The sequence below is a fragment of the Pseudarthrobacter sp. C4D7 genome (genome assembly GCF_013359725.1).
Taxonomy (GTDB): domain Bacteria; phylum Actinomycetota; class Actinomycetes; order Actinomycetales; family Micrococcaceae; genus Arthrobacter.
Genome location: NZ_JABFMW010000043.1, coordinates 1 through 21,878 on the forward strand (window position 1 = coordinate 1; position 21,878 = coordinate 21,878).

Sequence of the window (21,878 nt, forward strand, 5' to 3'; positions counted from 1 at the left end):
GAACTCCTCCTCGCCGCGGCAGCCTAACCGTTGCAACGACCACTTGACTTTCCACCTCCAAAACGACCATTACCCAGCAATCGATGGGGTGGGGATGTAAGAATGCGCGGCGAGCAGGGCCAACCGATAGATTTGCAGGCATGACTGAAGCCTCCTCCACCGTCGAAGCCGGCCGCGGCACCATCCTCGTGATCAATGGCCCCAACCTGAACATGCTGGGTACGCGGGAGCCTGAGAAGTACGGCACCTCAACCCTTGCCGACGTGGAGGAGCTGGCAGCAGCAGCCGGGAGGAAACACGGTTTCGCCGTCGAATGCCTCCAGTCCAACCACGAAGGCGTCCTGCTGGACGCCATCCACGCAGCGCGCGGCGCAGCCGTGGGAATCGTCCTGAACGCGGGAGCCTTCACGCACACCTCCGTGGCACTTCGTGATGCCCTGGCAGCCGTCCAGCTTCCCGCCGTCGAGGTTCACATCACCAACGTGCACCAGAGGGAGGAATTCCGGCACCACTCCTACCTGTCGCCGGTCTGCGCGGCAGTGATCGTGGGCGCTGGCGTGTTCGGCTACAAGCTGGCCATCGACTACCTGGCAGAGGTCCTGTAGGCGGGGGAACGCGCAGCTCCTGCGTGCGGGGGCATCAACCTACTTTTGGATGCACTGCCCCGAGGATACGGGCGACGACAGGGACGGGGCCTGTTCCGCGACGGGGTCAAGGTCATTCATGGTGATGGCAAATCCCACCTCGGCGTCCGAGGTTGCCTTGGCAAAGACAACGCCTGCCACCTGACCGTCGGTGGTGAGCAGCGGACCCCCGGAATTGCCCGGCTGGACGTCCCCAGCAAGGCGGTAGATGTCCTCCGGCGAAGGGTTGTTGCCATAGATGTCCGGGACCAGGACGGTGGCAATGTCCTGGACGGTGGCGGGCTTGGACTGGAACGGACCGCCGTGCGGGTACCCCGCGAACGCGGCCTGGCTGCCGCCCGGCAGGTCGCGGGTGAGTTCCAGCGGCCGGGACGGCAGGTTATCTACAGCCAGGACTGCGAGATCGCGCCTGGTGTCGAAGTAAACCACCCGGCCGGGCATCGCGCCACCGTCGGGCATTTCCACCACCGGCTGCGACACGCCGGCAACCACGTGCGCGTTGGTGACCACGCGGTCTTCCGAGACGACGAAGCCGCTGCCGGTCTGGTTCTGGCCGCACTCGTAGGCGGTGCCGGCGATCCTCAGGACGGACTGGGCAGCTTTGTTAAGCGCGGGCGTATTCGTGCTGGTGTTGGGTACCTGGACGGCCTGGCCCTGGTCCAGCCCCTCAAGCAGGGTGGGGATGCCGTTGCCGATCACCGTGGAGCGCAGTTCCGCCATGGTGGCCTTGACCGGGGTGGGTGTCAGCCCGTCGATGAAGCGGATCACCTTGGATTCGGCCAGCTGCTGGGAGACCACGGGCACGCCGAGGGAACTGACGCTGAAGGCCAGCATGGACATCACCAGGGCGGACACCGCCAGGTTGAGCGCCCCGCCCACCAGCCGGTCCACCGCCCGCAACGGCCGGATCCGCACCACGCCGCGGAGTTGGCGGCCCACCATGGTGCCCAGGCCGTGCCCCAGCGCCATCAGGACGACGGCGGCAGCAATGATGGCGGTCAGCCGCCACCCGGAATCCTCAACGAAGGTGCTGACGAGGGGGACGGCGAAGAAAGCGGCAATGGCGCCGGCGGCGAAACCTGCCAGCCCACCGGCAGTGACCAGGAACCCATTGCGGAGGCCGTAGACCAGGTATGACAGCAGCGCCAGGATCAGGACAATGTCCAGGACAGTCAGGCCGACCACTAAGGCTCCTTATTAACAGTTGAACCCCCATTCTAGTGGCGGACGCTGACAATCTTCTGTGGGCTGCGGCAGCCCCCAGCGGGCCGTCCTCGGCGGCATTCAGGCGTTTCCCATGCCAAGTTCGTCACAGAACCTTGAAAATTCTGAAACAATGGCCAAAGCGCCCACAGCCGATACTTTTACTCAGGAGATTTCATGGACATCGAGGTACTGCGCCGAGCACCCCTTTTCGCCACGCTCGACGACGACGCATTCCGGCTGCTGACGGACGAACTGACCGAGGTGGATCTTTCCCGCGGCGCGTCCGTCTTCCGCGAAGGTGACCAGGGTGACCAGCTGTACTTCATCGTCTCCGGCAAGGTGAAGCTGGGCCGCACGTCCCCCGACGGCCGCGAGTCGCTCCTGGCCATCCTTGGCCCGGGCGAGCTCTTCGGCGAGATGGCCCTGTTCGATCCCAGCCCCCGTACCGCCACTGCCACCGCAGTGTCCGAAACCCGGCTGGCGGGACTCAAGAACGAGAGCCTGAACGCCCTGCTGCGCACGCGCCCGGAGGTCTCTGCCCAGCTGCTGCAGGCCCTGGCACGCCGCCTGCGCCGCACCAACGACTCCCTGTCCGACCTCGTCTTCTCGGATGTCCCGGGCCGCGTGGCCAAGGCCCTGCTGGACCTTGCAGACCGTTTCGGCCGCCCGGCCACGGACGGCGTCCTGGTGGCGCACGAGCTCACGCAGGAAGAACTGGCCCAGCTGGTGGGCGCTTCGCGCGAAACCGTCAACAAGGCCCTGGCCGAGTTTGTCCAGCGCGGCTGGCTGCGGCTCGAGGCCCGCGCCGTGGTCATCCTGGACATGCAGCGCCTCCGCCAGCGTTCCCGCTAGCACCAGCAAAAAAGGCCGTCCCACGGGGCGGCCTTTTTTGGTGCGCTGGTGCGGGGGTCAGTTCTTCACCACGTCCAGTTCGACGACGGCCCACGACAACGCAGGCAGGGTGAGCCGCAGTTCGGAGCCGTTCGCTTTGGCGCCCTCCAGCGGCTTGAGGCCCACGCGGTCCGGAGCGTCCTGGTTGTTGATGGTGAAACGGTCGCCGCCATCCGGGATTTCCAGCACCTCCGCCCTGACCACGCGCTCGGCGTCGAAGCCGCGCAGGCTGACCTCCACGTCCGCTGCCTCTTCAAGCCCGCGGTTGGCAAGGAACAGGGCAACGCGGCCCGTCTCCTCATTCCACGTGGCGCTGACATCGACCAGGTCCGTATCGCCGAAGCGGGCGTTGCCGTACTTGTCCGAGTCAACGGACAACCGCAGGATCTGGCCCTTCGCCAACTCAGCCATCCGGGAGAACGGGTGGAAGATGGTCTGCCGCCAGGCCGGGCCGTTCTCCTCGCTGAAGATTGGCGCGATGACGTTGACCAATTGAGCCTGGTTGGCGATCTTGACGCGGTCGCCGTGCCGGAGCAGCGAGTTGAGCAGGGTTCCGACGACGACGGCGTCCGTCACGTTGTATTTGTCCTCGATGACCCGGGGGTGCTCACGCCAGCCGGCCTTGGTCACGTTGTGCGGCTGGTCCTCGGTGTCCAGGCCGCGCTGGTACCAGACGTTCCATTCGTCAAAGGACAAGTTGATGTGCTTCTTGTGCTTTCCCTTGGCACGGACCGCGTCGGCGGTGGCGATGACCGATTCGATGAAGTAGTCGGTGTCCACGGCGCTGGCCAGGAAGCTGCCGACGTCCCCGTCATGCTCCTGGTAGTAGGCGTGCAGTGAGACGTAATCGACTTCGTCGTAGGCGTGGGTCAGGACCGTCTGCTCCCAGGCACCGAAGGTGGGCATCCGCGAGTTGGAGCTTCCGCAGGCCACCAGTTCGATGTCCGGGTCGACGAACCGCATGGCCTTGGCCGCCTCCTGCGCCAGCCGGCCGTACTCTTCCGCAGTCTTGTGGCCGATCTGCCAGGGACCGTCCATCTCGTTGCCCAGGCACCACAGCTTGATGTCGAAGGGGTCCTTGTGGCCGTTTTTCGCACGCAGGTCCGAGAGCCGCGTGCCGCCGGGGTGGTTGGCGTACTCCACGATGGCCCTGGCTGCGTCCACTCCCCTGGTGCCCAGGTTGATCGCTTCCATGATTTCTGTTCCCGCCTGGCGGGACCAGTCCACGAACTCGTGGAGGCCAAACGCGTTGGTTTCCAGGGTGTGCCAGGCTCCGTCAAGCCGGCGGGGACGGCTTTCACGGGGGCCAATTCCGTCTTCCCAGTCGTAGCCGGAGACGAAGTTTCCGCCAGGGTAGCGGACCACGGTGGCGCCGAGCTCCTTGACGAGCTTGAGGACGTCCTGGCGGAAGCCGTTGTCATCGGCTTCCGGGTGGCCCGGTTCGTAGATGCCGGTGTAGACGCAGCGGCCCATGTGCTCCACGAAGGAGCCAAAGAGGCGCCGGGGCACTTCACCGATGGTGAAGTCGCGGTCGAGGGTGATTCTGGCGCGGGACATAAGAACGATCTCCTTGGTTGTTCGTCAGGTGATGGAAAGCGGAGGGGGCCTCAGGTACCGGCGAGTCCCGTCGTCGCAACGCCTTTGATGATCTGGCGCTGGAAGAACAGGAAGAGCAGGATCAGGGGCAGGGCCGCGAGCAGCGCTGACGCCATGTTCTGGGCGTACTGGATGCCGTAGGCGCTCTTGATGGTCTGCAGCCCCACCGGCAGGGTCAGGACGGCCCCGTCGTTGGTGGCGATGAAGGGCCACAGGAAGTTGTTCCAGGCGCCGATGAAAACGAAAATGGCCACGGCGGCAAGGATGGGGCGGGACAGCGGCAGAACCACCTGGAGGAAGATGCGCATGCGGCTGGCGCCGTCCATGACCGCGGCTTCCTCGAGCTCGCGTGGAATCTGGTCGAAGAACTTCTTGAGCACGAACACCATGGCCGGGTGGATGACCTGCGGCAGGATGATGGCCCAGGACGTATCGATCATGTGCAGTGCCACCATTTGGTAGAACAGCGGAATGATCAGGACGGGCGGGGGAACAATGATGGACGCGATAATCACGGTCATCAGGATCTTCTTGCCCCGGAAGTCGATGCGGGACAGGGCGTAGGCCACCAGCGCCGAGATGACCAGCGTGATCGCGGTGATGGCTGCCGAGGTGTACAGGGAGTTCCAGGTCCACAGCGGGATGTTGCCGTCCTGGAACACCTTGACGAAGGCATCGGCGGTAAAGCCCGACGGCGGGATCCAGCTGATCTTCGGAGCGGCGGCATCGGTCTCGCTCTTGAAAGCGGTGGCGGTGGCCCAGGCGAAGGGCACCATCCAGAGGATGGCCAGCAGGGCTGCGGCCACAAGGACAGCGATCCGGCCCGGGCTCATCCTGCGGCCGCTCCTGGCGCCGGCCGGCGGCGTGGCGGTGGAGGACAGGGGGCGGGCGAGGGTTTCAGTTGCCATGGCTATGCACTCCTGCGGCGGGTAATGAGGAACTGGATGACCGAGACAGCCACGATCAGTCCAAAGAAGATGTAGGAGATGGCAGCCGAGTACCCCAGGCGGTAGCCCGTGAAGCCGGTTTCAAAGATGTACTGCACCACCGGCCGGGTGGCACCGGCGGGTCCGCCGGCTGTCATTTGGTAGACCTGGTCGAAGATCTTCAGTGACGCCAGGATTTGCAGGAGCACGATCATCACTGTGGTGGGGGCCAGCTGCGGGAGCGTGATGGAGAAGAACTGCCGCCACGCGCCGGCACCGTCCAGCGACGCCGCCTCGTAGTGCTGTGCGGGAATGTTCTGCATTGCCGCGAGGTAGAGGAGGAAGTTGAAGCCGACGGTCCACCACAGGGTGGCGATGACGATCGCCCACATCGCCACCCCCGGGTCGTTCAGCCAGGCCACTTTCGGCAGGCCGATCTTGGCCAGAGAATCGTTGATCAGGCCCAGCTGGGGGTTGTACATCCACGTGAAGAACAGGGACACCACGGTGGAAGCCAGCAGGTACGGGGCAAAGTAGGAGAGCCGCCAGAGCCATTGTGCGGGCAGTCCCACGTTGACGAGCGCGGCCATGACCAGGGCCACCACCACCAGCGGGACAGTGCTGATGACGGTGAAGTAGAGGGTGTTGCCCAGTGAATGCCACATGTCGGCGTCGGCGAGGGCCTCGGTGTAGTTTGCCAATCCGATCAGGCTGTCATTGGCGCCGGTCAGTGACTTGCCGGTCAGGCTCATGTACAGCCCGTAAAGGAGCGGCCAGGCGAGGAAGACCAGGAAGAACGCCAGGAACGGGGCGGCGAAAGCCCAGCCGCTGATGTTGTCCCGGCTGCCCTGTGAACGGGCCCGGGTGCCACCGGCTCCTGCCTGGTGTGATGCTTTTTGGCGGGACAGCCCGGGCAGTGAACCCGCCTGCCCGTCGCTGTCGTGTGATGTTGCTACGGAACTCATTTGGACTCCTGTGTCGCTTGGCGGTTCAAACCGGGTTGGGACGGGAAAGCAGGGTGTTGGTGCGGCGCACGAAGGCATCCCAGCCATCGGTTGCCTTGTCGCGGCCCAGGAGCACGTTCTGCACCGTTTCCGCGAAGTAGGTCTGCCAGTCAGAGCCGGATCCGCTGAACCAGGCTTCCGGGTCGTACGCAATGATGTCCGCAGCGTTGGCGTAGTGGATCTGGGGGGTGAGTTCCCGGTACGCCTGGGACTGCACCACGGGCTGGTAGGCAGGGATGTGCCCTGCCTCGGCCCAGGACAGGGAGCCTTTGAGGATGTCGCTGACGAACTTGTAGACATCGCGCCGCTTGGCTTCATCGACATTGAGCTGCCGGGGAAGCACGAACGAATGCGAGTCGGCGTAGGAGGCCGGCGTCCCGTACAGCGTGGGGATGGTGGCGGCGTCAACGGGCAGGTTGGCCTTCTTGAAGGTGGGAAGCTCCCAGACCCCGCTGAAGAGCATGCCCGATCCTCCGCGGGCGAACTCCGCGATTCCGGTGCTGATGTCACCGCTCTGCGCCGCGATGGTGTCGTCGAAAAGCGACGTCATGAACTCCAGGGACTCAACCGCGGCCTCGTTGTCAGCCACCATGGGTTTGCCGGGGGTCAGCTCCATGTCTGCGCCGTGCTGCCGGTAGAGGGTGTAGAAGAGGCGCCACATCTGGGATCCGCTGCCCAGGTACCCGAAGGACAAGCCATGTGCCTGCGTTACTTTCTGCATTTCGCGGGCCATGCTGATGAATTCCTGTGGGGAGGTGGCCTCCTGCAACTGCCCGTTGCCGCCCAGCAAGCCTGCCTTTCCCGCCACATCCCGGTTGTAGAACATGACGAAGGGGTGCGAATCCAAGGCGATGGAGAAGACCTTGCCGTTGTTCTGGCTCTTGTCCCAGATCCTTGGCGCGAAACTCTCCTTGGTGACACCGAATTCCGATAACAGGTCCAGATCCCACGGGTCGATCAGGCCGCCCGGAGCATAGCCGGGAACCCTGCTGGCGTGCATGATGGCCAGCTGTGGCGGGCGGCCGCCGGCCGATGCCATGGCCAGCTTGGTGTAGTAGGGCGGTCCCCAGGCAAGCACGGTGGGGTGCACCTTGAATCCCGGGTTGGTCTCGTTGACCTTGCTGATCATGTTCTGCATCTTGATGCCGTCGCCACCGGACAGGAGGTGCCAGAACTGGATGTCCCGGGGAGCCGCGGCGGAGGCGTTCCCACCGCACCCGGTCAGGGCTGCCGCAGCGAACACGCTCCCCAGCGCTGCCGTTCCGGACAACAGCCCGCGCCTGGATAGTTGCCTGCCTTCGAAAAAATCAAACTGCTTCACCCGTCACTCCTTTGGATGGGTCCGCTGAAAGTCATTCCGCCGCCAAACCGGGCGTTGCTGGAAGTCCTTCATCGCAGTCCAGCAGGTTCCGGTGTGACGCACGCCTCACATTACATCGATGTAATGTGTCCCGCAACGAAAAATTGTTAGCGTTCGCAGAGAGGGTCAACTCCGGGGATTGGATCAGCACCCGGGCTGAGGCTCTTCCCGGGCGTGCGGCTTAAGCGGACGTACTTGTCCGCTCCACGACCTCATAGTCCACCGCGATTACCCGCTGCGGACCATCGCGGTCCTGCATTCGTTCGGTGAGGAGCCGCAGGGCCTCGCTGGCCACCCTGCGCTTGTCGAAGGACACCGTGGTCAGTGACGGCACCGCGTATTTCGCGTCCGCGATGTCATCAAAGCCGGCGACGGCAACATCGTCGGGAACCCGGAGTCCGCGTTTCCACAGCACACTGAGGGCGCCGATGGCCATGGAATCGGTGAAGCAGAAGATCGCCTCAGGCACCGGATTCGCGTCAAGGTAGGCAGAAAGAGCCCGGGCCGCCGTATCCGGGCTCCATTTCTCGCAGGGGATGATCAGGGAACCGTCCCAGGGAATGCCAAGCTCCCGGAGGGCAGCTTGGTACCCGCGGGTGCGGAGGACGGCTGCCGCTGAGCCCCTGCCTTCGGCGGCGCCCAGGACCGCGATGCGCCGCCTGCCTGTCCTGCCGAGTGCCAGGGTCATGTCGCGGGCGGCGGCCACGCTGTCCACCCACACACGGTCGGCCAGTTGCTGTGAGACTTCCCCCAGCAGCACCACCGGAGGCAGCGAAACACCCACTTTGACGGCACTCTCGTCCAGCACCACAGGGTTGAGGATGAGCCCGTCGATCAGGTTGGACCGCGCCCGGGACATCAGTTCGTACTCGCGGGCGGGGTCTGAGCCCGTCTCCTCGATCTGGACGCTCCAGCCTTGCTCGTGCGCTACTTCCACCACACTATGCGCAATTTCGGCGGAGTAGGGGGTGGCCAGGTCCGGCAGTGCCAGTGCAATGACACCCGACCTGCCGTTGCGCAAACCGCGGGCTGAGAGGTTGGGGACGTAATCCAGTTCCGCCATGGCCTGCTCCACCTTGAACCTGGTGGGCCCACTGACGGGGACGATTCCGTTCATGACGTTCGAAACCGTCTTCGGCGAAACCCCCGCGAGGCGCGCGACGTCCTTGACCGTTGCGCGCAAAAGCGCCCCCTTGCTCCCGGTGTGGCTGTGGTGACGAGTTTACTCCGGCTCCCGGGCCGTCAACGTTCGCGCTGGTGGTCCCCCGCGATGGTCTTGGCGGCCTCTACCTCAAGCATCAGCCTGCCGTCCTCTTCGACCAGGGCCGGCTGGTAGACGTGGTGCTTCCGCTTGTAGCTCAGGTAGGCGATGCAGCCGTTGGCCGTGGCCATCTTCTCCAGCATGATCTCCGAGCCCGGAACCAGCAGTTCGCCCAACGGGCGGCCCACGGTGTTCTCCTGGCCCGCCTCGTCACCAAGGTTGCTGGTGTTCCGTTCCTGGACCACTTGCGCGGCGTTGACCCACCGGCCCCACACGCCTTTGCCCTGGAGCAGCGACGGTTCCTGGCCGAGCGGCTGGGTGGCGGCGAAGTAGCGGGTGTCGAACCGTCGGTGCGCAAAGTCGGGGCTGCGCCAGTTGACCAGGGACTTGAGCAGGTCGGTGCGCAGGGAGAGGCCGCGCTTTCCCAGGACCTGGGCCAGGGTATTTTCCTGGTCCGCGACGGCTACCCGGGCACGCATCCATTCGGAGGTTGATGTCGCTTCCACCGTGTTGGACATGTCCGGCCCGGCCAGCAGGATGCCCGTTTCCTCGAAGAGCTCCCGGATGGCACCCACCACGTGGCGCCGCGCCAGCCCGACGTCGTCCGTTCCCATTTGCTCAGCCCAGTGCTGAGGCGACGGGCCCAGCCAACCCATGGGTTCGTCGTCGGCCGGGTCCAGGGACCCGCCGGGGAAGGCGAGGACCCCCAGCGGCGAGGAGCCGGGCCGGTAACCCAGCCATGTCTCCAGTCCGGTGGGGGAATCCCGCAGGAGGACTACGGATGATGCGTAGCGGGCGGCCCTGGGGGTCCGCTCGCCGTGTTCGAGCCAGCTTTGTGCTGCCCCTTCAAGATCCTGGGGCAGTGCAAAAAGGCGTCGTGCGAGGTGCGGCAAGGGAAATGTCCGGTCTTAGCTGAATTCGGCGACCAGCTCGACCTCTACGGGAGAGTCGAGCGGAAGAACGGCCACGCCGACGGCGGATCGTGCGTGCTGGCCGGCGTCGCCAAGGACCCGGCCCAGCAGTTCCGAGGCACCGTTGATGACAGCGGGCTGTCCCGTGAAGGAAGGGTCCGAGGCGACAAAACCGACAACCTTGACGATGCGGGTAATGCGGTCCAGGTCCCCGATGACGCTCTTGACGGCAGCCAGGGCGTTGACGGCGCAAACAGCGGCGTAGCGCTGGGCATCCTCCGGGGAAACCGTGGGTTCATCGGCAAACCCTTCGGTACCCGCGGAGACTTTGCCCGTTGCTTCGAGTTTGCCGTTAATGAACGGCAGCTGGCCGGAGGTGTAAACGTGGCTTCCGGACACGATGGCGGGAACGTAGGCGGCTACCGGAGCGGCAACCTCCGGCAGGGTGAGGCCGAGTTCCGCGAGGCGCTGCTCGACGGCGGATGCCGGCGCCGTTGCGGCTCCGGGGTGGGCTTCAGCGGGGGTGCTCATGCTACTGCTTCTCCCTTTTAAGGTAGGCAACAAGGCCGTTGCCGTCAGGTCCGGGGACTACCTGGACGAGCTCCCAGCCGTCCTCTCCCCATTGGTCCAGGATCTGCTTTGTGGCGTGGATGATGAGCGGAATCGTCGCGTACTCCCATTTGGTCATGAGAGAAAGCGTAGCCCTTGCCGGTAAAGTGGAAAACATGGCGACTCGCAACAACCCCTTATTCGACACTGCCACCACACTGGGTAAGATCCTTCTTTTCCTCGGTGTGAGCGCGATCTGCGGTGTCCTCGTGGCGGGCCTCCTGGTCCCTGCTGCGGCTGTTTCCGGCAGCGCGGCAAGTGGTTCCATCGACTTCTTCGATTCCCTTCCGGCGGAACTGAAGGTTGATCCGCCGAGCCAGACCACCAGGATCCTGGCCGCTGACGGCAGCGAGCTCGCCAGCGTGTACACGGAGAACCGCACCAAGGTCCCGCTGGACCAGATTTCACCGAACATGAAGAAAGCCATCATCGCGGTGGAGGACAGCAGGTTCTACGAGCACGGCGGTGTGGACACCACCGGCATCCTCCGCGCGCTGGTCGCCACCGCCCGCGGCAACAAGCAGGGTGCGTCCACCATCACGCAGCAGTACGTCAACAACGTCCTCAACGCCAACCTCGCAGCTGCGGGCGAAGAGGACCAGATCAAGCTCAACGGCGTGAACAAGGGTGTTGGCGACAAGCTCCGCGAAATGAAGCTCTCCATCGCGCTGGAGAAGGAGTTCACCAAGGACCAGATCCTTGAGGGCTACCTGAACATCGTGTTCTTCAACCGTGACGCGTACGGCATTGAGGCGGCGTCCCATTACTTCTTCAGCACCACCGCCAAGGACCTGACACTTCCGCAGGCAGCGTTGCTTGCCGGCCTGGTGAACAGCCCCTCTGCCTTCGATCCCATCACGAACCCGGAAAAGTCCAAGCAGCGCCGTGACCTGGTGCTGGGCCTGATGAAGGACCAGAACAAGATCACCGCGGAGGAATACGAAGCCGCCGTGGCCACTCCCGTGGAACCGAAGGTGACCCAGCCCAAGCAGGGCTGCGCCTACGCCGCTTCCGCCCCTTACTTCTGTGACTACATCCTGCACCTGCTGGAGAACAACCCCGCCTACGGCGCTGACGTGAAGGAACGCCAGCGGCTCATCTACGGCGGCGGCCTCACCATCACCACCACGCTGGACCCCAACGCCCAGGCCACGGCCCAGGAACAGGTCAATGCCGCTGCGGGCGCCAACCCGGACAAGTGGGGCGCCTCGATGGTGTCGGTCCAGCCCGGTACCGGCAAGATCATCTCGATGGCCCAGAACACCACGTTCCTGCCCGGCCAGGGCTTTGATTCCCAGCTGAACTTCAACGTGGACAAGCTGGACAAGGACGGCAACGACCTTAACGGCATCGGCGGCTTCCAGCCCGGATCCACCATGAAACCCTTCACGTTCGCTGAATGGCTGAACGAGGGCAAGACCATGAACACCGTGGTTAACGCAGCCCAGCGCGTCTATCCGCTGAACTACCCGTGGAAGAACACCTGCGGCAAGGTCAACGGTGCCTACAACACGGCGCAGAAGGCCCTGGGCGCTGCGGACGACCTCCAGAACGCCGAGCCGCAGTGGTACCGGCCGCTCACCGTCCTTGAGGGCCTGTACAACTCCATCAACACCGTGACGTTCGCGTCTGCTGCCCAGCTGGACTTCTGCGGCATCCAGAAGATCGTCGACGCCGTAGGCCTGCACAGCGGACTTCCCTCGGCAGACGGCAGCGAACCGCACCCCAAGGTGGACATGATGACGCTGGGTAACCTGCTCGGCTCCACGCAGACGTCTCCGCTGACCATGGCCAGCGCCTTTGCCACCTTCGCGAACGACGGCAAGTACTGCGAGCCCATCGCCATCACCTCGGTTGTTGACGCCACCGGCAAGCAGCTCCCGGCGCAGTCCAGCAGCTGCCGCGACGCCATCAAGCCCGAGGTTGCCCGCGGCGTCAACTACGCCTTGCAGGAAGTACTGAACCGCGGTTCCGGCTCGCTGATCCAGCCCAGGATTTCCACCCGGACCAGCTTCCCCATCGGTGCCAAGACCGGTACGTCCAACAACAACGGCTCCACGTGGGTTGTTGGCCACACCACCGGCCTGGCCACCGCCGCCTGGTTCGGCGATGCGCTGGGCGGCCAGACGCGCGCGGGACAGAACATCACCGTCAACGGGAAGTTCTACCAGGGCATTGACGGTTACATGATCGCCGGTCCCATGTTCTCCAGCTACATGTCAAAGATCGCCCCGGCGTATGGGACCAACCCGTTCCCCGCGCCGCCGAGCAACATGATCAGCGGGACAACGACGACGACTCCCAGCCGGACCGCTCCGCAGGCCACCCAGCCCACGGCCCCGTCCCCGGCCCCGTCCGCGCAGGCAACCCAGGCTCCCGCCCCTGAAGCGCCGGCCACTGCCCCGGCCCCCGCGCCCGCCCCGAGCAGCAACGGAAACGGCAACGGCAAGGGAAACGGCTAAGCGCATATGGACATCGATAGCCTGGCAGGCCGCGCCCGTTCAATCGGGCGCGGCCTTGCCGTCACTGCCGGCGCCGGGACCGCGGCAGGGATGGCCGCTTTCGGATACGGCCTGTGGGAAAAGAACCAGTTCGTCCTCCGCGAGGAGACCCTGGCCATCCTCCCTCCGGGCCGGAACCCGTTCCGTATCCTGCACCTGAGTGACATCCACTTCGTGCCCGGTCAAAAGAAGAAAGCCGACTGGCTGGGATCGCTGGCAGGCCTGCAGCCCGACCTGGTGGTGAACACGGGCGACAACCTCAGCCACGTCAAGGCCGTGGACCCGCTGCTGGAAGCCCTGGAACCGCTGCTGCAGTTCCCCGGCGTCTTCGTCCCGGGCTCCAACGACTACTTTGCACCGACTCCCAAAAATCCTGCGTCCTACCTGCTGGGGCCGTCCAAGGTGAAGCCCAAGCCGGTTGCCCTGGACTGGCCGCGCCTGCGGTCCGGGTTCGGCATGAGCGGCTGGGTTGACCTGACCAACCGCAACCAGTCGCTGATCCTCAACGGCATGCGCTTCGATTTCTCCGGCGTCGACGATCCGCACCTGAAGCGGGAACGGTATGCCGGCTGGCCCCGGGGAACGGTCAACCAGGATGCGAACGACCATCTCCGGGTGGCCGTCATCCATGCGCCGTACCAGCGGGTGCTGGACCATTTCACGGAGAACGGCGCAGACCTCCTGCTGGCCGGCCACACGCACGGCGGCCAGTTGTGCATCCCGGGCTACGGCGCCATCATCGCCAACTGCGACCTTCCCACGTGGCGGGCAAAGGGGCTTAACGACTGGTCAAGCAACGGACGGACGACGCCGGTCAACGTTTCCGGAGGCATCGGAACGTCACGCTTCGCGCCCGTACGGATCGCCTGCAAACCGGAAGCCGTGCTCCTGACACTGACGTCCCGCAGTTGAGATTGCATTACGCAGCGCAATAACTGGCGAAGCTTGTTCCGCGCAGCTGCAGGTCTGTGAATCGTCTCACTCCATGGCATAGGGTTGCTGCCAGAGGAAACTACATTCGTTTTATAGCTTGAGAAGCGGGCATGGCCAAGCAGACTCCCTTTTTCCGATCCATCGGCCGTCTTTATCCGCACGTCCGGCCCATTATCCCCAGGCTCCTGCTGGGACTGCTCTGTGCGCTCCTGGCCAGCGTGGTGGCCCTGACCATCCCCCAGGTACTGCGGATCCTGGTCAACACCGTCCTGCAGCCCGGTGGTTCAGCGGAGGCGGTCTGGATCTCTGCAGGCGTCATCCTGGTGCTGGGCGTGGCCGAAGCCGGACTGGTGGCCTTGCGCCGGCAGTTCGTCATCAACCCGGCCACCACCGTGGAAACACGGATGCGGGTCTCGCTCTATGACCATCTCCAGGAACTGACCGTCTCGTTCCACGACCGCTGGGGCTCGGGGCAGCTGCTGTCCAGGGCCATGACGGACCTGAACTTCCTCCGCCGGTGGATGGCCTTCGGCGCCATCATGCTGGTGGTCACCAGCCTTACGGTGATCATCGGCATCGTGGCCATGTTTGCGATGAGCTGGCAGCTGGCCCTGATCTTCCTTGCCGCCGCCGTTCCCATCACCATCAACAGCTTCCGGTTCCGCACACGGTTCAGCAAGGTTGCCCGGCGCAGCCAGGACCAGGCCGGCGATCTTGCCACCACCGTGGAGGAATCCGTCCATGGGATCAGGGTCCTCAAGGCCTTTGGCCGCAGCCGCGAAGCCCTGGAAAACTTCAACGAGCAGGCGGAAGAGCTTCGGCAGACAGAGATCGAGAAGGCGCGCCACCAGGCAACGTTCACCATGGTGGTCACCCTGCTTCCCGAGCTGGCCCTGGGTGCAGGACTGGTGGTGGGCGTCATGCTGTGTGCCACCGGCGAGTTGAGTATCGGTGCGCTGGTGGCCTTCTTCGCCACCGCGGCAGTCATCGCCTCCCCCGTCGAGTTCTCCGGCATGCTGCTGGCCATGGCACTCACTGCCAAAACCGCCGTCGACCGCCACTACGAAGTGATGGACACCCGGAATACCATCACCAGCCCGGTGGAACCCGTGCAGCCCGGTGAGCTGGCGGGCGCGCTGCACATCGGCAACGCGACCTTCGCCTTTGAGGATGCACCGGACAAGCCGATCCTCAAGGACATCGACCTTGAGGTCAGGCCCGGCGAGACCATGGCCCTGGTAGGCGTCACGGGCAGCGGGAAAAGTGCGCTGATCCAGCTGGTGCCCCGCCTGTATGACGTCACCAGCGGCGCCATCAGCATCGACGGCGTCGACATCAGGGACTTCGAGGTGGAGGAACTGCGCAGGGTGGTGGGGGTGGCCTTCGAGGACACCACGCTGTTCTCCAATTCGGTGCGGGACAACGTCCTGCTCGGCGCGCCGGTCCGCTCCGATGAGGTCCTGGACGAAGCCCTCGACGTCGCCCAGGCCCACTTCGCCTACTCTTTGCCACAGGGTGTGGACACATTGATCGGAGAGGAAGGCCTGAGCCTGTCCGGAGGCCAGCGGCAGCGCATTGCCCTGGCGCGTGCCATCGCTGCCCGCCCGCACGTACTGGTGCTGGACGATCCCCTGTCCGCCCTGGACGTCCACACCGAGGAACTGGTGGAGGCTCGACTCCGTGAAGTCCTGAAGGACACCACCACCCTCATCGTGGCCCACCGGCCGTCCACCGTTGCCCTGGCTGACCGGGTGGCACTGCTCGAGGACGGTCGCATTGCCGCGGTGGGAACCCATACCGACCTGCTGGCCAGCAACGAGCACTACCGCTACGTCATCGCCAGCCTGGACCCGGAGCCCCGGGACCTGGACTCAGAACTCTCTGCGCTTGAAGACCAGTCCGAGGAAGTAACCCGATGAGTACCGCATCGTTTGGCACCGCCAATGAGGACAACGCCCACCTGAGCAAGGCGGAGAGCCGGGCAGTACGGCGCCGGTCGCTCGCGCTGCTGGGATCGCTGATCCGTCCCGTGCGCCTCCGGTTCTGGCTGACCATCGCCATGGTGGTGCTCTCCCAGGCCGCGCGCGTGGCCGGCCCGGCACTGATCGCGTTCGGCATCGACCACGCCCTCCCCGCTCTCCAGGCCGGCGACAACCTTCCGCTGGTGTTCACCGGCGTCGCCTACTTGCTGGCAGCAATTGCGACGGCGGGACTCACCGCCCTGTATGTCACCTCCACCGCGCGGCTCAGCCAGGCCATGCTGCTGGACCTCCGCGTCCGCGTGTTCCGGCATACCCAGCGGCTCAGCCTTGAATTCCACGAAAAATACACCTCCGGAAGGATCATCGCCCGGCAGACCTCCGACCTGGAGGCGCTGCGCGAACTGCTCGACTCCGGCGTCAGCTCGCTGGCTTCAGGGATGCTGTTCATGGCCTTCACCGCGGCCACCATTTTTGCCCTGGACTGGCGCAGTGGCCTGCTGGTGCTCGCCGCGGGCGTACCCATGTTCTTCCTGTCCCGCTGGTACCAAAAGCATTCGCAGATCGCCTTCCGCGAATCCCGGGTGGTCTCTGCGCGGCTGATTGTGCATTTCGTGGAAACCATGACCGGCATCCGCGCCGTGAAAGCCTTCCGCAAGGAGAAGGAAAACTCGGAGCGGTACGGAAAGCTGGCTGAGGACTACCGGCTGGTCACCGTCCGCTCCATCAACCTCAACGGCATCTTCCAGCCTGGCCTGGTACTGATTGGCAACGTCTGCGTGGCCGTGGTGCTGCTCTTCGGCGGGTTCCGCGTACTGGACGGGGACCTTGCCGTGGGCGTGCTCCTGGCCCTCATCCTGTCCACCAAACGGTTCTTCCAGCCGGTGGACCAGATGGCCATGTTCTACAACTCATTCCAGAGCGCGCAGGCAGCCCTGGAAAAGGTCTCGGGACTCCTGGAAGAGGTACCCACGGTCCGGCCGCCAAAGAACCCGGTTGCCTTGACCACCGCCACCGGGCGTATCGACTTCAACGACGTCGAGTTCCGCTACGGCGACGGGCCCATGGTGGTGCCCACCTTGGACCTGCACATCCCGGCCGGACAGACCGTGGCGCTGGTGGGCCAGACAGGCGCCGGCAAATCGACTCTGGCAAAGCTCATCGCCCGGTTCTACGACGTCACCTCCGGCACCCTGACCCTGGACGGGATCGATCTCCGGGACCTGGCTACGTCCGACCTCCGCCGGAACATTGTCATGGTCACCCAGGAAGCGTTCCTTTTCAGCGGCTCGGTGGCGGACAACATTGCGCTGGGCCGGCCGGAGGCGTCGCGCGCCGAAATCGAGGACGCGGCCAAAGCCGTAGGGGCACACGAGTTCATCATGGAACTCCCTGAGGGCTACGACACGGACGTCAACAAGCGCGGCGGCAGGGTCTCCTCCGGCCAGCGCCAGCTGATCAGTTTTGCCCGGGCATTCCTGGCGCGGCCGGCCGTGCTGATCCTGGATGAAGCCACCTCCTCGCTGGACATTCCATCCGAGCGCCTGGTGCAGGCAGGCCTTGCCCGGCTGCTGGCCGGCACTGACGCCGCGCGGAGGACTGCCCTGATCATCGCCCACCGGCTCTCCACCGTGGAGACGGCGGACCGTGTCCTGGTGGTCCACGACGGGCGCATCGTTGAAGACGGGACGCCTGCCGACCTCATTGGCGGCGGCGGCCGGTTCGCAGACCTGCACGGGGCCTGGAAGGATTCGCTGGTCTGAGGAGGTCCACACCCGGGGCCTGGACTCACGATTTCGCATCGGGACCGGGAATCGGCTATCCTTGTAAAGTTGCTTTTGCAACGGATCGGGATGTGGCGCAGCTTGGTAGCGCGCGTCGTTCGGGACGACGAGGTCGCAGGTTCAAATCCTGTCATCCCGACCATAACGAAAAGAGGGTCTCCTTGCGGAGGCCCTCTTTTTGCATTCCGATGCGGTGTCGACGACCGTGCGCAGATCAGCCCCGCCGGTCACAAAAGAGCCCCGGAGCTGTTGCCCCGGGGCTCTTGTCGCCTCCTGTTATGAGGAAGCTTGTTACATCGGGTCCGGCCAGTTGCCCGTGTACGTGATGTACGAGGTGTCCGTGGTGGACGTGGCCTTCTTGCCCTTGACCGGCTTGGACATCGGGTCCGGCCAATTGCCGGTTGCTACCGATGTGCCAGTCGAGTCCGCGAGGGAACCGGCAGAAAGGACGGCCGGAGCAGCCGCAGAAAATGCGAGCGCGCCAGCAAGCGCGGCCGCAGTTGCGATCTTCTTCAACATAGTTTGGTTCCTCAATACGAGTCGGATTCGTTACAAAGCCAGCACTTCCCTTGTTGACACACATTGTAAAATATTTTCCACAGGGGCTGTCAAGCGTTTTGCCCAAGACGGCCCACGAAGGGAGGATCCCATGGGAAACGGATTCGGAGAGAAGCTCCGCGCTGAGAGGCTCGAGCGCGGGATGACGCAGGCCGAACTCGGCAAGGACCTTTATTCTCCCAGTTACATCTCTCTGCTCGAGACCGGCCGCAGGGAACCGACGACAGAGGTCATCGAGGAGCTCGCCCGGCGCCTTGAACTCGCGCCGAAAGCGCTGGAGGCCTGGAGCCAGCCAATATCCATTGGCGATGCGGAATACGTCCTCGCGGGCCTTTATGCCCGGCAGGCCTGGGATCTCCGTGACTACCCGCTGGCGGCAAGCCACGCAGCATCGGCGGCCCAGATCGCACTGGACTCCAGGAATACCAGTGCCTGGTGGAACATGACCTACATGCAGGCCGAATGCCTCATGAAGCACGGGGACCTGAAGGAATGCCAACAGATCATTGAGCGCCTGATGGAACACCCCATGGCCAGGGAGTCCGTGGGCCTGGCAGTTCGGGCCCGGCAGATGCTTGCCACGGTGTACCAGCGCCAGGGTCAGCTCTCTGCCGCCGTCGACCAGGCGATGGAAGCCATGAAGCTTTCGGAGCAACTGCCGAAGAGTTCGACAATAATCACCGGAGCCCTCCGCGTCCTCATTGGTGCCCTGGCTGAAAGCGGCAGGCTGGACCAGGCCTGGTCGTACTGCCAAACGCTCGTGGCGCAGGTCGACGAAAACTCCATGTCCCAGTTGGCCGGCGAAGTGGCCTGGGTTGTTGGCAACGTTGCCTTCATGCGCCACGACTACGCGGAAGGCGTCAAGCACCACGAGCGGGCCGCACGCTTGCTCTCCCCCGCGAACGACATCGAACTGTGGGCCAGGTTCAACAAGGCCTCCGCAGCGGTCAGGCTCTCCTCGGGGATCGTCGAACCTGAGACGCTTTCTGCGATTGAGCGCGCTGAGCTGGCGTTCTCCATTGTGAGCGGCACCAAGAGCGACGAGCTTGAGGTGGCGTTTATTCGTGCCCGGTGGTTGTACCTGACCGGGGACATTGTTGGGGCGGTCGAAAAGCTCCGCGAGATCTACGCGGGGCGTTCCGAACTCGCCAAGCACACTGCAGGTGAAGTCTCACTCCTCCTGGGCAAATCGCTCAAGGCCGCGGGCGACACCGAAGAGGCGCTGGTACACCTCGAGGAAGCCCGTACAGCCTTCGCCACTGCCGGCGCGCAGGACCGGGTCCAGCAGGCATTGGACGCCATCCTCGAAATCAAGCTCGCGCAGAAGCGGGCGGCATCGGCTTCCAAAGCCAGCTGACCAAAAAGCCAGGCAGGCCCTTGCATACAGGCCTGCCTGGCTCTTTGTTTCAGCCTTTGAAGGTGCAGCCCTAGGAGAAGGCCTTCCCCGTAATCTTTTCGTACGCTTCGACGTAACGGCTCCGGGTCCGCTCCACCACGTCTGCCGGAAGAGCCGGCGGCGGGGTGTCCGAGGACTTGTCCCAGCCGGATTCGGCCGAGGTCAGCCAGTCGCGCACGTACTGTTTGTCATAGGACGGCTGGGCCTGGCCGGGCTTGTAGGTAGCGGCGTCCCAGAAGCGCGAGGAATCGGGGGTCAGCACCTCGTCGCCCAGCGTGATGGACCCGGACACGGGGTCGTACCCGAATTCCACCTTGGTGTCCGCCAGGATGATGCCGCGCTCCCGGGCAATCTTTTCCGCCGTCGTATAGATCTTCAGCGTCAGTTCCTTGAGGCGGCCGGCGATGTCGTCGCCCACCAAGGCCACTACGGCGTCATAGGTGATGTTCTCGTCGTGCTCGCCAATCAGGGCTTTGGCGGACGGGGTGAAGATGGCGTGTTCCAGCCGGGATCCATCCACCAGGCCTTCCGGCAGCGGAATGTTGCACACCGTGCCGGACGCCTTGTATTCCACCAGCCCAGAGCCGGTGAGGTAGCCGCGGGCAATGCATTCCACCGGAAACATGTCGAGCTTCTTGCAGATCATGGCCCGGCCCTCCACCTCTGCCGGAACACCGTCCTCAACGGTTGAGCCGAGCACGTGGTGTTCCACGCCCAGCTGGTCAAACCACCAGAGGCTCAACTGGGTGAGGATGCGCCCTTTGTCCGGGATTTCGCTGGACAGCACATGGTCGTAGGCGCTGATGCGGTCGCTGGCCACCACCAGCACGCAGTCCTGCCCAAAGCGCTGCACGGTGGATTGGTCCGCGGGCTCGTAGAGGTCGCGGACCTTGCCGGAATAGATGTGCCTCCAGCCGGGAAGTTCCAGGGTGGCGGTGGCGTAACCGCGGTTCTGCGGATTCTCAGTCATGTCAGGCCTTTGCTTTCACGATGGGCATCGAGCCGGTGGCGCCGTAGGGCACCTTGATTTCGCCGCGGGCGGCCTTGCGGGCAATGTCGGTGCGGAACTGGGAGCCTTCCAGCTGGACCAGCTCCACGCCGTCGTACGCTTTTTCGCGCGCTTCCACCAGGTCGCTGCCCAGGGCGACGACGGCCAAAACCCGGCCGCCTGCGGAAACCACTTTCCCGTCCCCGTCCACGGCGGTTCCGGCGTGGATGACGTGCACGCCGTCCAGGGCTTCCACCTTCTTGAGCCCGCGGATGCGGTCGCCCGTGCGCGGCTTGTCCGGGTAGTTCCCGGACGCAATAACGACGGCGACAGCGGTGTCCTTGGACCACCGCAGCTCTTCTGCCTTGTCCAGTTCGCCCTTGGCAGCTGCCATCAGCAGCGCGCCGAGGGGGGTCTTGAGCCGGGCGAGGACCGCCTGCGTCTCGGGGTCGCCGAAACGGACGTTGAATTCGATGACCCGGGTCCCGCGGGAGGTAAGGGCCAGCCCCACGAACAGGACTCCGACGAACGGGGTCCCGCGGCGGGCCATCTCGTTGACCGTGGGTTGGGCTACCCGTTCCAGGACTTCCTGGACCAGGCCTTCCGGGGCCCACTCGAGCGGGGTGTAGGCGCCCATTCCACCGGTGTTGGGACCTTCATCGTTATCGAAGATGCGCTTGAAGTCCTGGGCCGGTGAGAGCGCCACGGTGTTATGGCCGTCGCAGAGGACGAAGAGGGAAACCTCAGGACCGTCCAGGAACTCTTCAATGACCACGGAACCGCCGGCGTCGAAGCAGGACTGGGCGTGCGCCAGGGCTTCATCGCGGTTCCTGGTGACCACGACGCCCTTGCCAGCAGCCAGGCCGTCGTCCTTCACCACATAGGGCGCACCGAACGTGTCCAGGGCGGAGGCTGCTTCCTCCGCGTTGGTTGCCACCAGGGCCATGGCCGTAGGGACGCCAGCCTCCGCCATGACTTCCTTGGCGAAGGCCTTGGAGGCTTCGAGTTGGGCAGCCGCCTTGCTGGGGCCGAAGACGGGGATCCCGGCCTCGCGCACCGCGTCGGAGACGCCCGCGGCCAAAGGTGCTTCGGGGCCAACCACCACGAGGTCCACGGCGAGCCGGGTGGCCAGCTCTGCGACTGCCTCCGGATCGTTGCCGTTGATGTTGTGTGTCGGGACCAGCTTGCTGATTCCGGCGTTGCCGGGCGCCGCGTGGACTTCGGACACGTTGGGGTCGGCGAGCAGGGAGCGGACAATGGCGTGTTCGCGGCCTCCGGGGCCAATGACGAGTACCTTCACAGTCTCCAAGGGTACTTTGTGCACCCTTTCC

Annotated in this window: 19 protein-coding genes and 1 tRNA gene; 8 read left to right on the forward strand and 12 right to left on the reverse strand. The window is 64.6% G+C overall.

What is annotated here, in order from left to right; translation table 11 throughout:
• Positions 1-140: 140 nt before the first annotated feature.
• Positions 141-605 (forward strand): type II 3-dehydroquinate dehydratase, encoded by a 465-nt coding sequence (gene aroQ, locus HNO81_RS19040; RefSeq protein ID WP_175319663.1) that lies wholly within the window; start codon positions 141-143, stop codon positions 603-605.
• Positions 606-644: 39 nt separating this feature from the next.
• Here the strand turns inward: aroQ and HNO81_RS19045 are convergent, their stop codons facing one another.
• Entirely contained in the window at positions 645-1,829 is a 1,185-nt protein-coding gene (locus HNO81_RS19045) for a MarP family serine protease (RefSeq protein ID WP_175319664.1), read from the reverse strand.
• Between the two features lie 195 nt (positions 1,830-2,024).
• Between HNO81_RS19045 and HNO81_RS19050 the strand changes: the two genes are divergently transcribed.
• Positions 2,025-2,702 carry a Crp/Fnr family transcriptional regulator gene (locus HNO81_RS19050; RefSeq protein ID WP_011775987.1) on the forward strand — a complete coding sequence of 226 codons (678 nt, stop codon included), beginning with the start codon at positions 2,025-2,027 and terminating at the stop codon, positions 2,700-2,702.
• Between the two features lie 57 nt (positions 2,703-2,759).
• Here the strand turns inward: HNO81_RS19050 and HNO81_RS19055 are convergent, their stop codons facing one another.
• From HNO81_RS19055 to HNO81_RS19090, 8 genes are all read right to left on the reverse strand, one after another.
• A complete protein-coding gene (locus HNO81_RS19055) occupies positions 2,760-4,298 on the reverse strand; it encodes an alpha-N-arabinofuranosidase (RefSeq protein WP_175319665.1) in 1,539 nt (512 codons plus the stop codon).
• Between the two features lie 50 nt (positions 4,299-4,348).
• Positions 4,349-5,245: a carbohydrate ABC transporter permease gene (locus tag HNO81_RS19060; protein ID WP_175319666.1), complete on the reverse strand. Its 897-nt coding sequence runs from the start codon at positions 5,243-5,245 to the stop codon at positions 4,349-4,351.
• A 2-nt stretch (positions 5,246-5,247) separates the two neighbouring features.
• Entirely contained in the window at positions 5,248-6,228 is a 981-nt protein-coding gene (locus tag HNO81_RS19065; RefSeq protein ID WP_175319667.1) for a carbohydrate ABC transporter permease, read from the reverse strand.
• A 25-nt stretch (positions 6,229-6,253) separates the two neighbouring features.
• Positions 6,254-7,588, reverse strand: a complete 1,335-nt coding sequence (locus HNO81_RS19070) for an extracellular solute-binding protein (protein ID WP_175319668.1) — start codon at positions 7,586-7,588, stop codon at positions 6,254-6,256.
• 220 nt (positions 7,589-7,808) lie between these two features.
• Positions 7,809-8,810, reverse strand: coding sequence for a LacI family DNA-binding transcriptional regulator (locus tag HNO81_RS19075; protein WP_175319669.1), 1,002 nt, complete (start codon positions 8,808-8,810; stop codon positions 7,809-7,811).
• Positions 8,811-8,869: 59 nt separating this feature from the next.
• Positions 8,870-9,781, reverse strand: a complete 912-nt coding sequence (locus HNO81_RS19080) for an NUDIX hydrolase (protein ID WP_175319670.1) — start codon at positions 9,779-9,781, stop codon at positions 8,870-8,872.
• A gap of 15 nt (positions 9,782-9,796) precedes the next feature.
• A complete protein-coding gene (locus tag HNO81_RS19085) occupies positions 9,797-10,330 on the reverse strand; it encodes a RidA family protein (protein WP_175319671.1) in 534 nt (177 codons plus the stop codon).
• A 1-nt stretch (position 10,331) separates the two neighbouring features.
• On the reverse strand, positions 10,332-10,487 hold the full coding sequence (locus tag HNO81_RS19090; protein ID WP_009359196.1) for a DUF4177 domain-containing protein: 156 nt from the start codon (positions 10,485-10,487) through the stop codon (positions 10,332-10,334).
• 37 nt (positions 10,488-10,524) lie between these two features.
• On the opposite strand from HNO81_RS19090, the gene HNO81_RS19095 reads away from it, so the two are divergent.
• The 5 genes from HNO81_RS19095 to HNO81_RS19115 all read left to right on the forward strand — a co-directional run bounded on the left by HNO81_RS19095 (position 10,525) and on the right by HNO81_RS19115 (position 17,747).
• A complete protein-coding gene (locus HNO81_RS19095) occupies positions 10,525-12,870 on the forward strand; it encodes a transglycosylase domain-containing protein (RefSeq protein ID WP_175319672.1) in 2,346 nt (781 codons plus the stop codon).
• 6 nt (positions 12,871-12,876) lie between these two features.
• Positions 12,877-13,821 (forward strand): metallophosphoesterase, encoded by a 945-nt coding sequence (locus tag HNO81_RS19100; RefSeq protein ID WP_175319673.1) that lies wholly within the window; start codon positions 12,877-12,879, stop codon positions 13,819-13,821.
• Positions 13,822-13,952: 131 nt separating this feature from the next.
• A complete protein-coding gene (locus tag HNO81_RS19105; RefSeq protein ID WP_175319674.1) occupies positions 13,953-15,761 on the forward strand; it encodes an ABC transporter ATP-binding protein in 1,809 nt (602 codons plus the stop codon).
• Entirely contained in the window at positions 15,758-17,584 is a 1,827-nt protein-coding gene (locus HNO81_RS19110; protein WP_175319675.1) for an ABC transporter ATP-binding protein, read from the forward strand. Before HNO81_RS19105 ends, HNO81_RS19110 begins: the two co-directional genes overlap by 4 nt.
• A gap of 86 nt (positions 17,585-17,670) precedes the next feature.
• Positions 17,671-17,747, forward strand: a tRNA-Pro gene (locus HNO81_RS19115).
• Positions 17,748-17,896: 149 nt separating this feature from the next.
• On the opposite strand, the gene HNO81_RS19120 is transcribed toward HNO81_RS19115, so the two are convergent.
• The gene (locus tag HNO81_RS19120) at positions 17,897-18,124 is read right to left on the reverse strand and encodes a hypothetical protein (protein WP_175319676.1); all 228 of its coding nucleotides are present in this window, start codon (positions 18,122-18,124) and stop codon (positions 17,897-17,899) included.
• Between the two features lie 130 nt (positions 18,125-18,254).
• On the opposite strand from HNO81_RS19120, the gene HNO81_RS19125 reads away from it, so the two are divergent.
• Positions 18,255-19,520, forward strand: a complete 1,266-nt coding sequence (locus HNO81_RS19125) for a helix-turn-helix domain-containing protein (protein WP_175319677.1) — start codon at positions 18,255-18,257, stop codon at positions 19,518-19,520.
• Positions 19,521-19,590: 70 nt separating this feature from the next.
• Here HNO81_RS19125 and HNO81_RS19130 read toward each other — a convergent pair whose 3' ends face one another.
• Both HNO81_RS19130 and purD read right to left on the reverse strand, forming a co-directional pair.
• Complete coding sequence (locus HNO81_RS19130; protein WP_175319678.1) at positions 19,591-20,529, reverse strand: phosphoribosylaminoimidazolesuccinocarboxamide synthase; 939 nt, start codon at positions 20,527-20,529, stop codon at positions 19,591-19,593.
• 1 nt (position 20,530) lies between these two features.
• Positions 20,531-21,847, reverse strand: coding sequence for a phosphoribosylamine--glycine ligase (purD, locus tag HNO81_RS19135; RefSeq protein ID WP_175319686.1), 1,317 nt, complete (start codon positions 21,845-21,847; stop codon positions 20,531-20,533).
• Between the last annotated feature and the right edge of the window lie 31 nt (positions 21,848-21,878).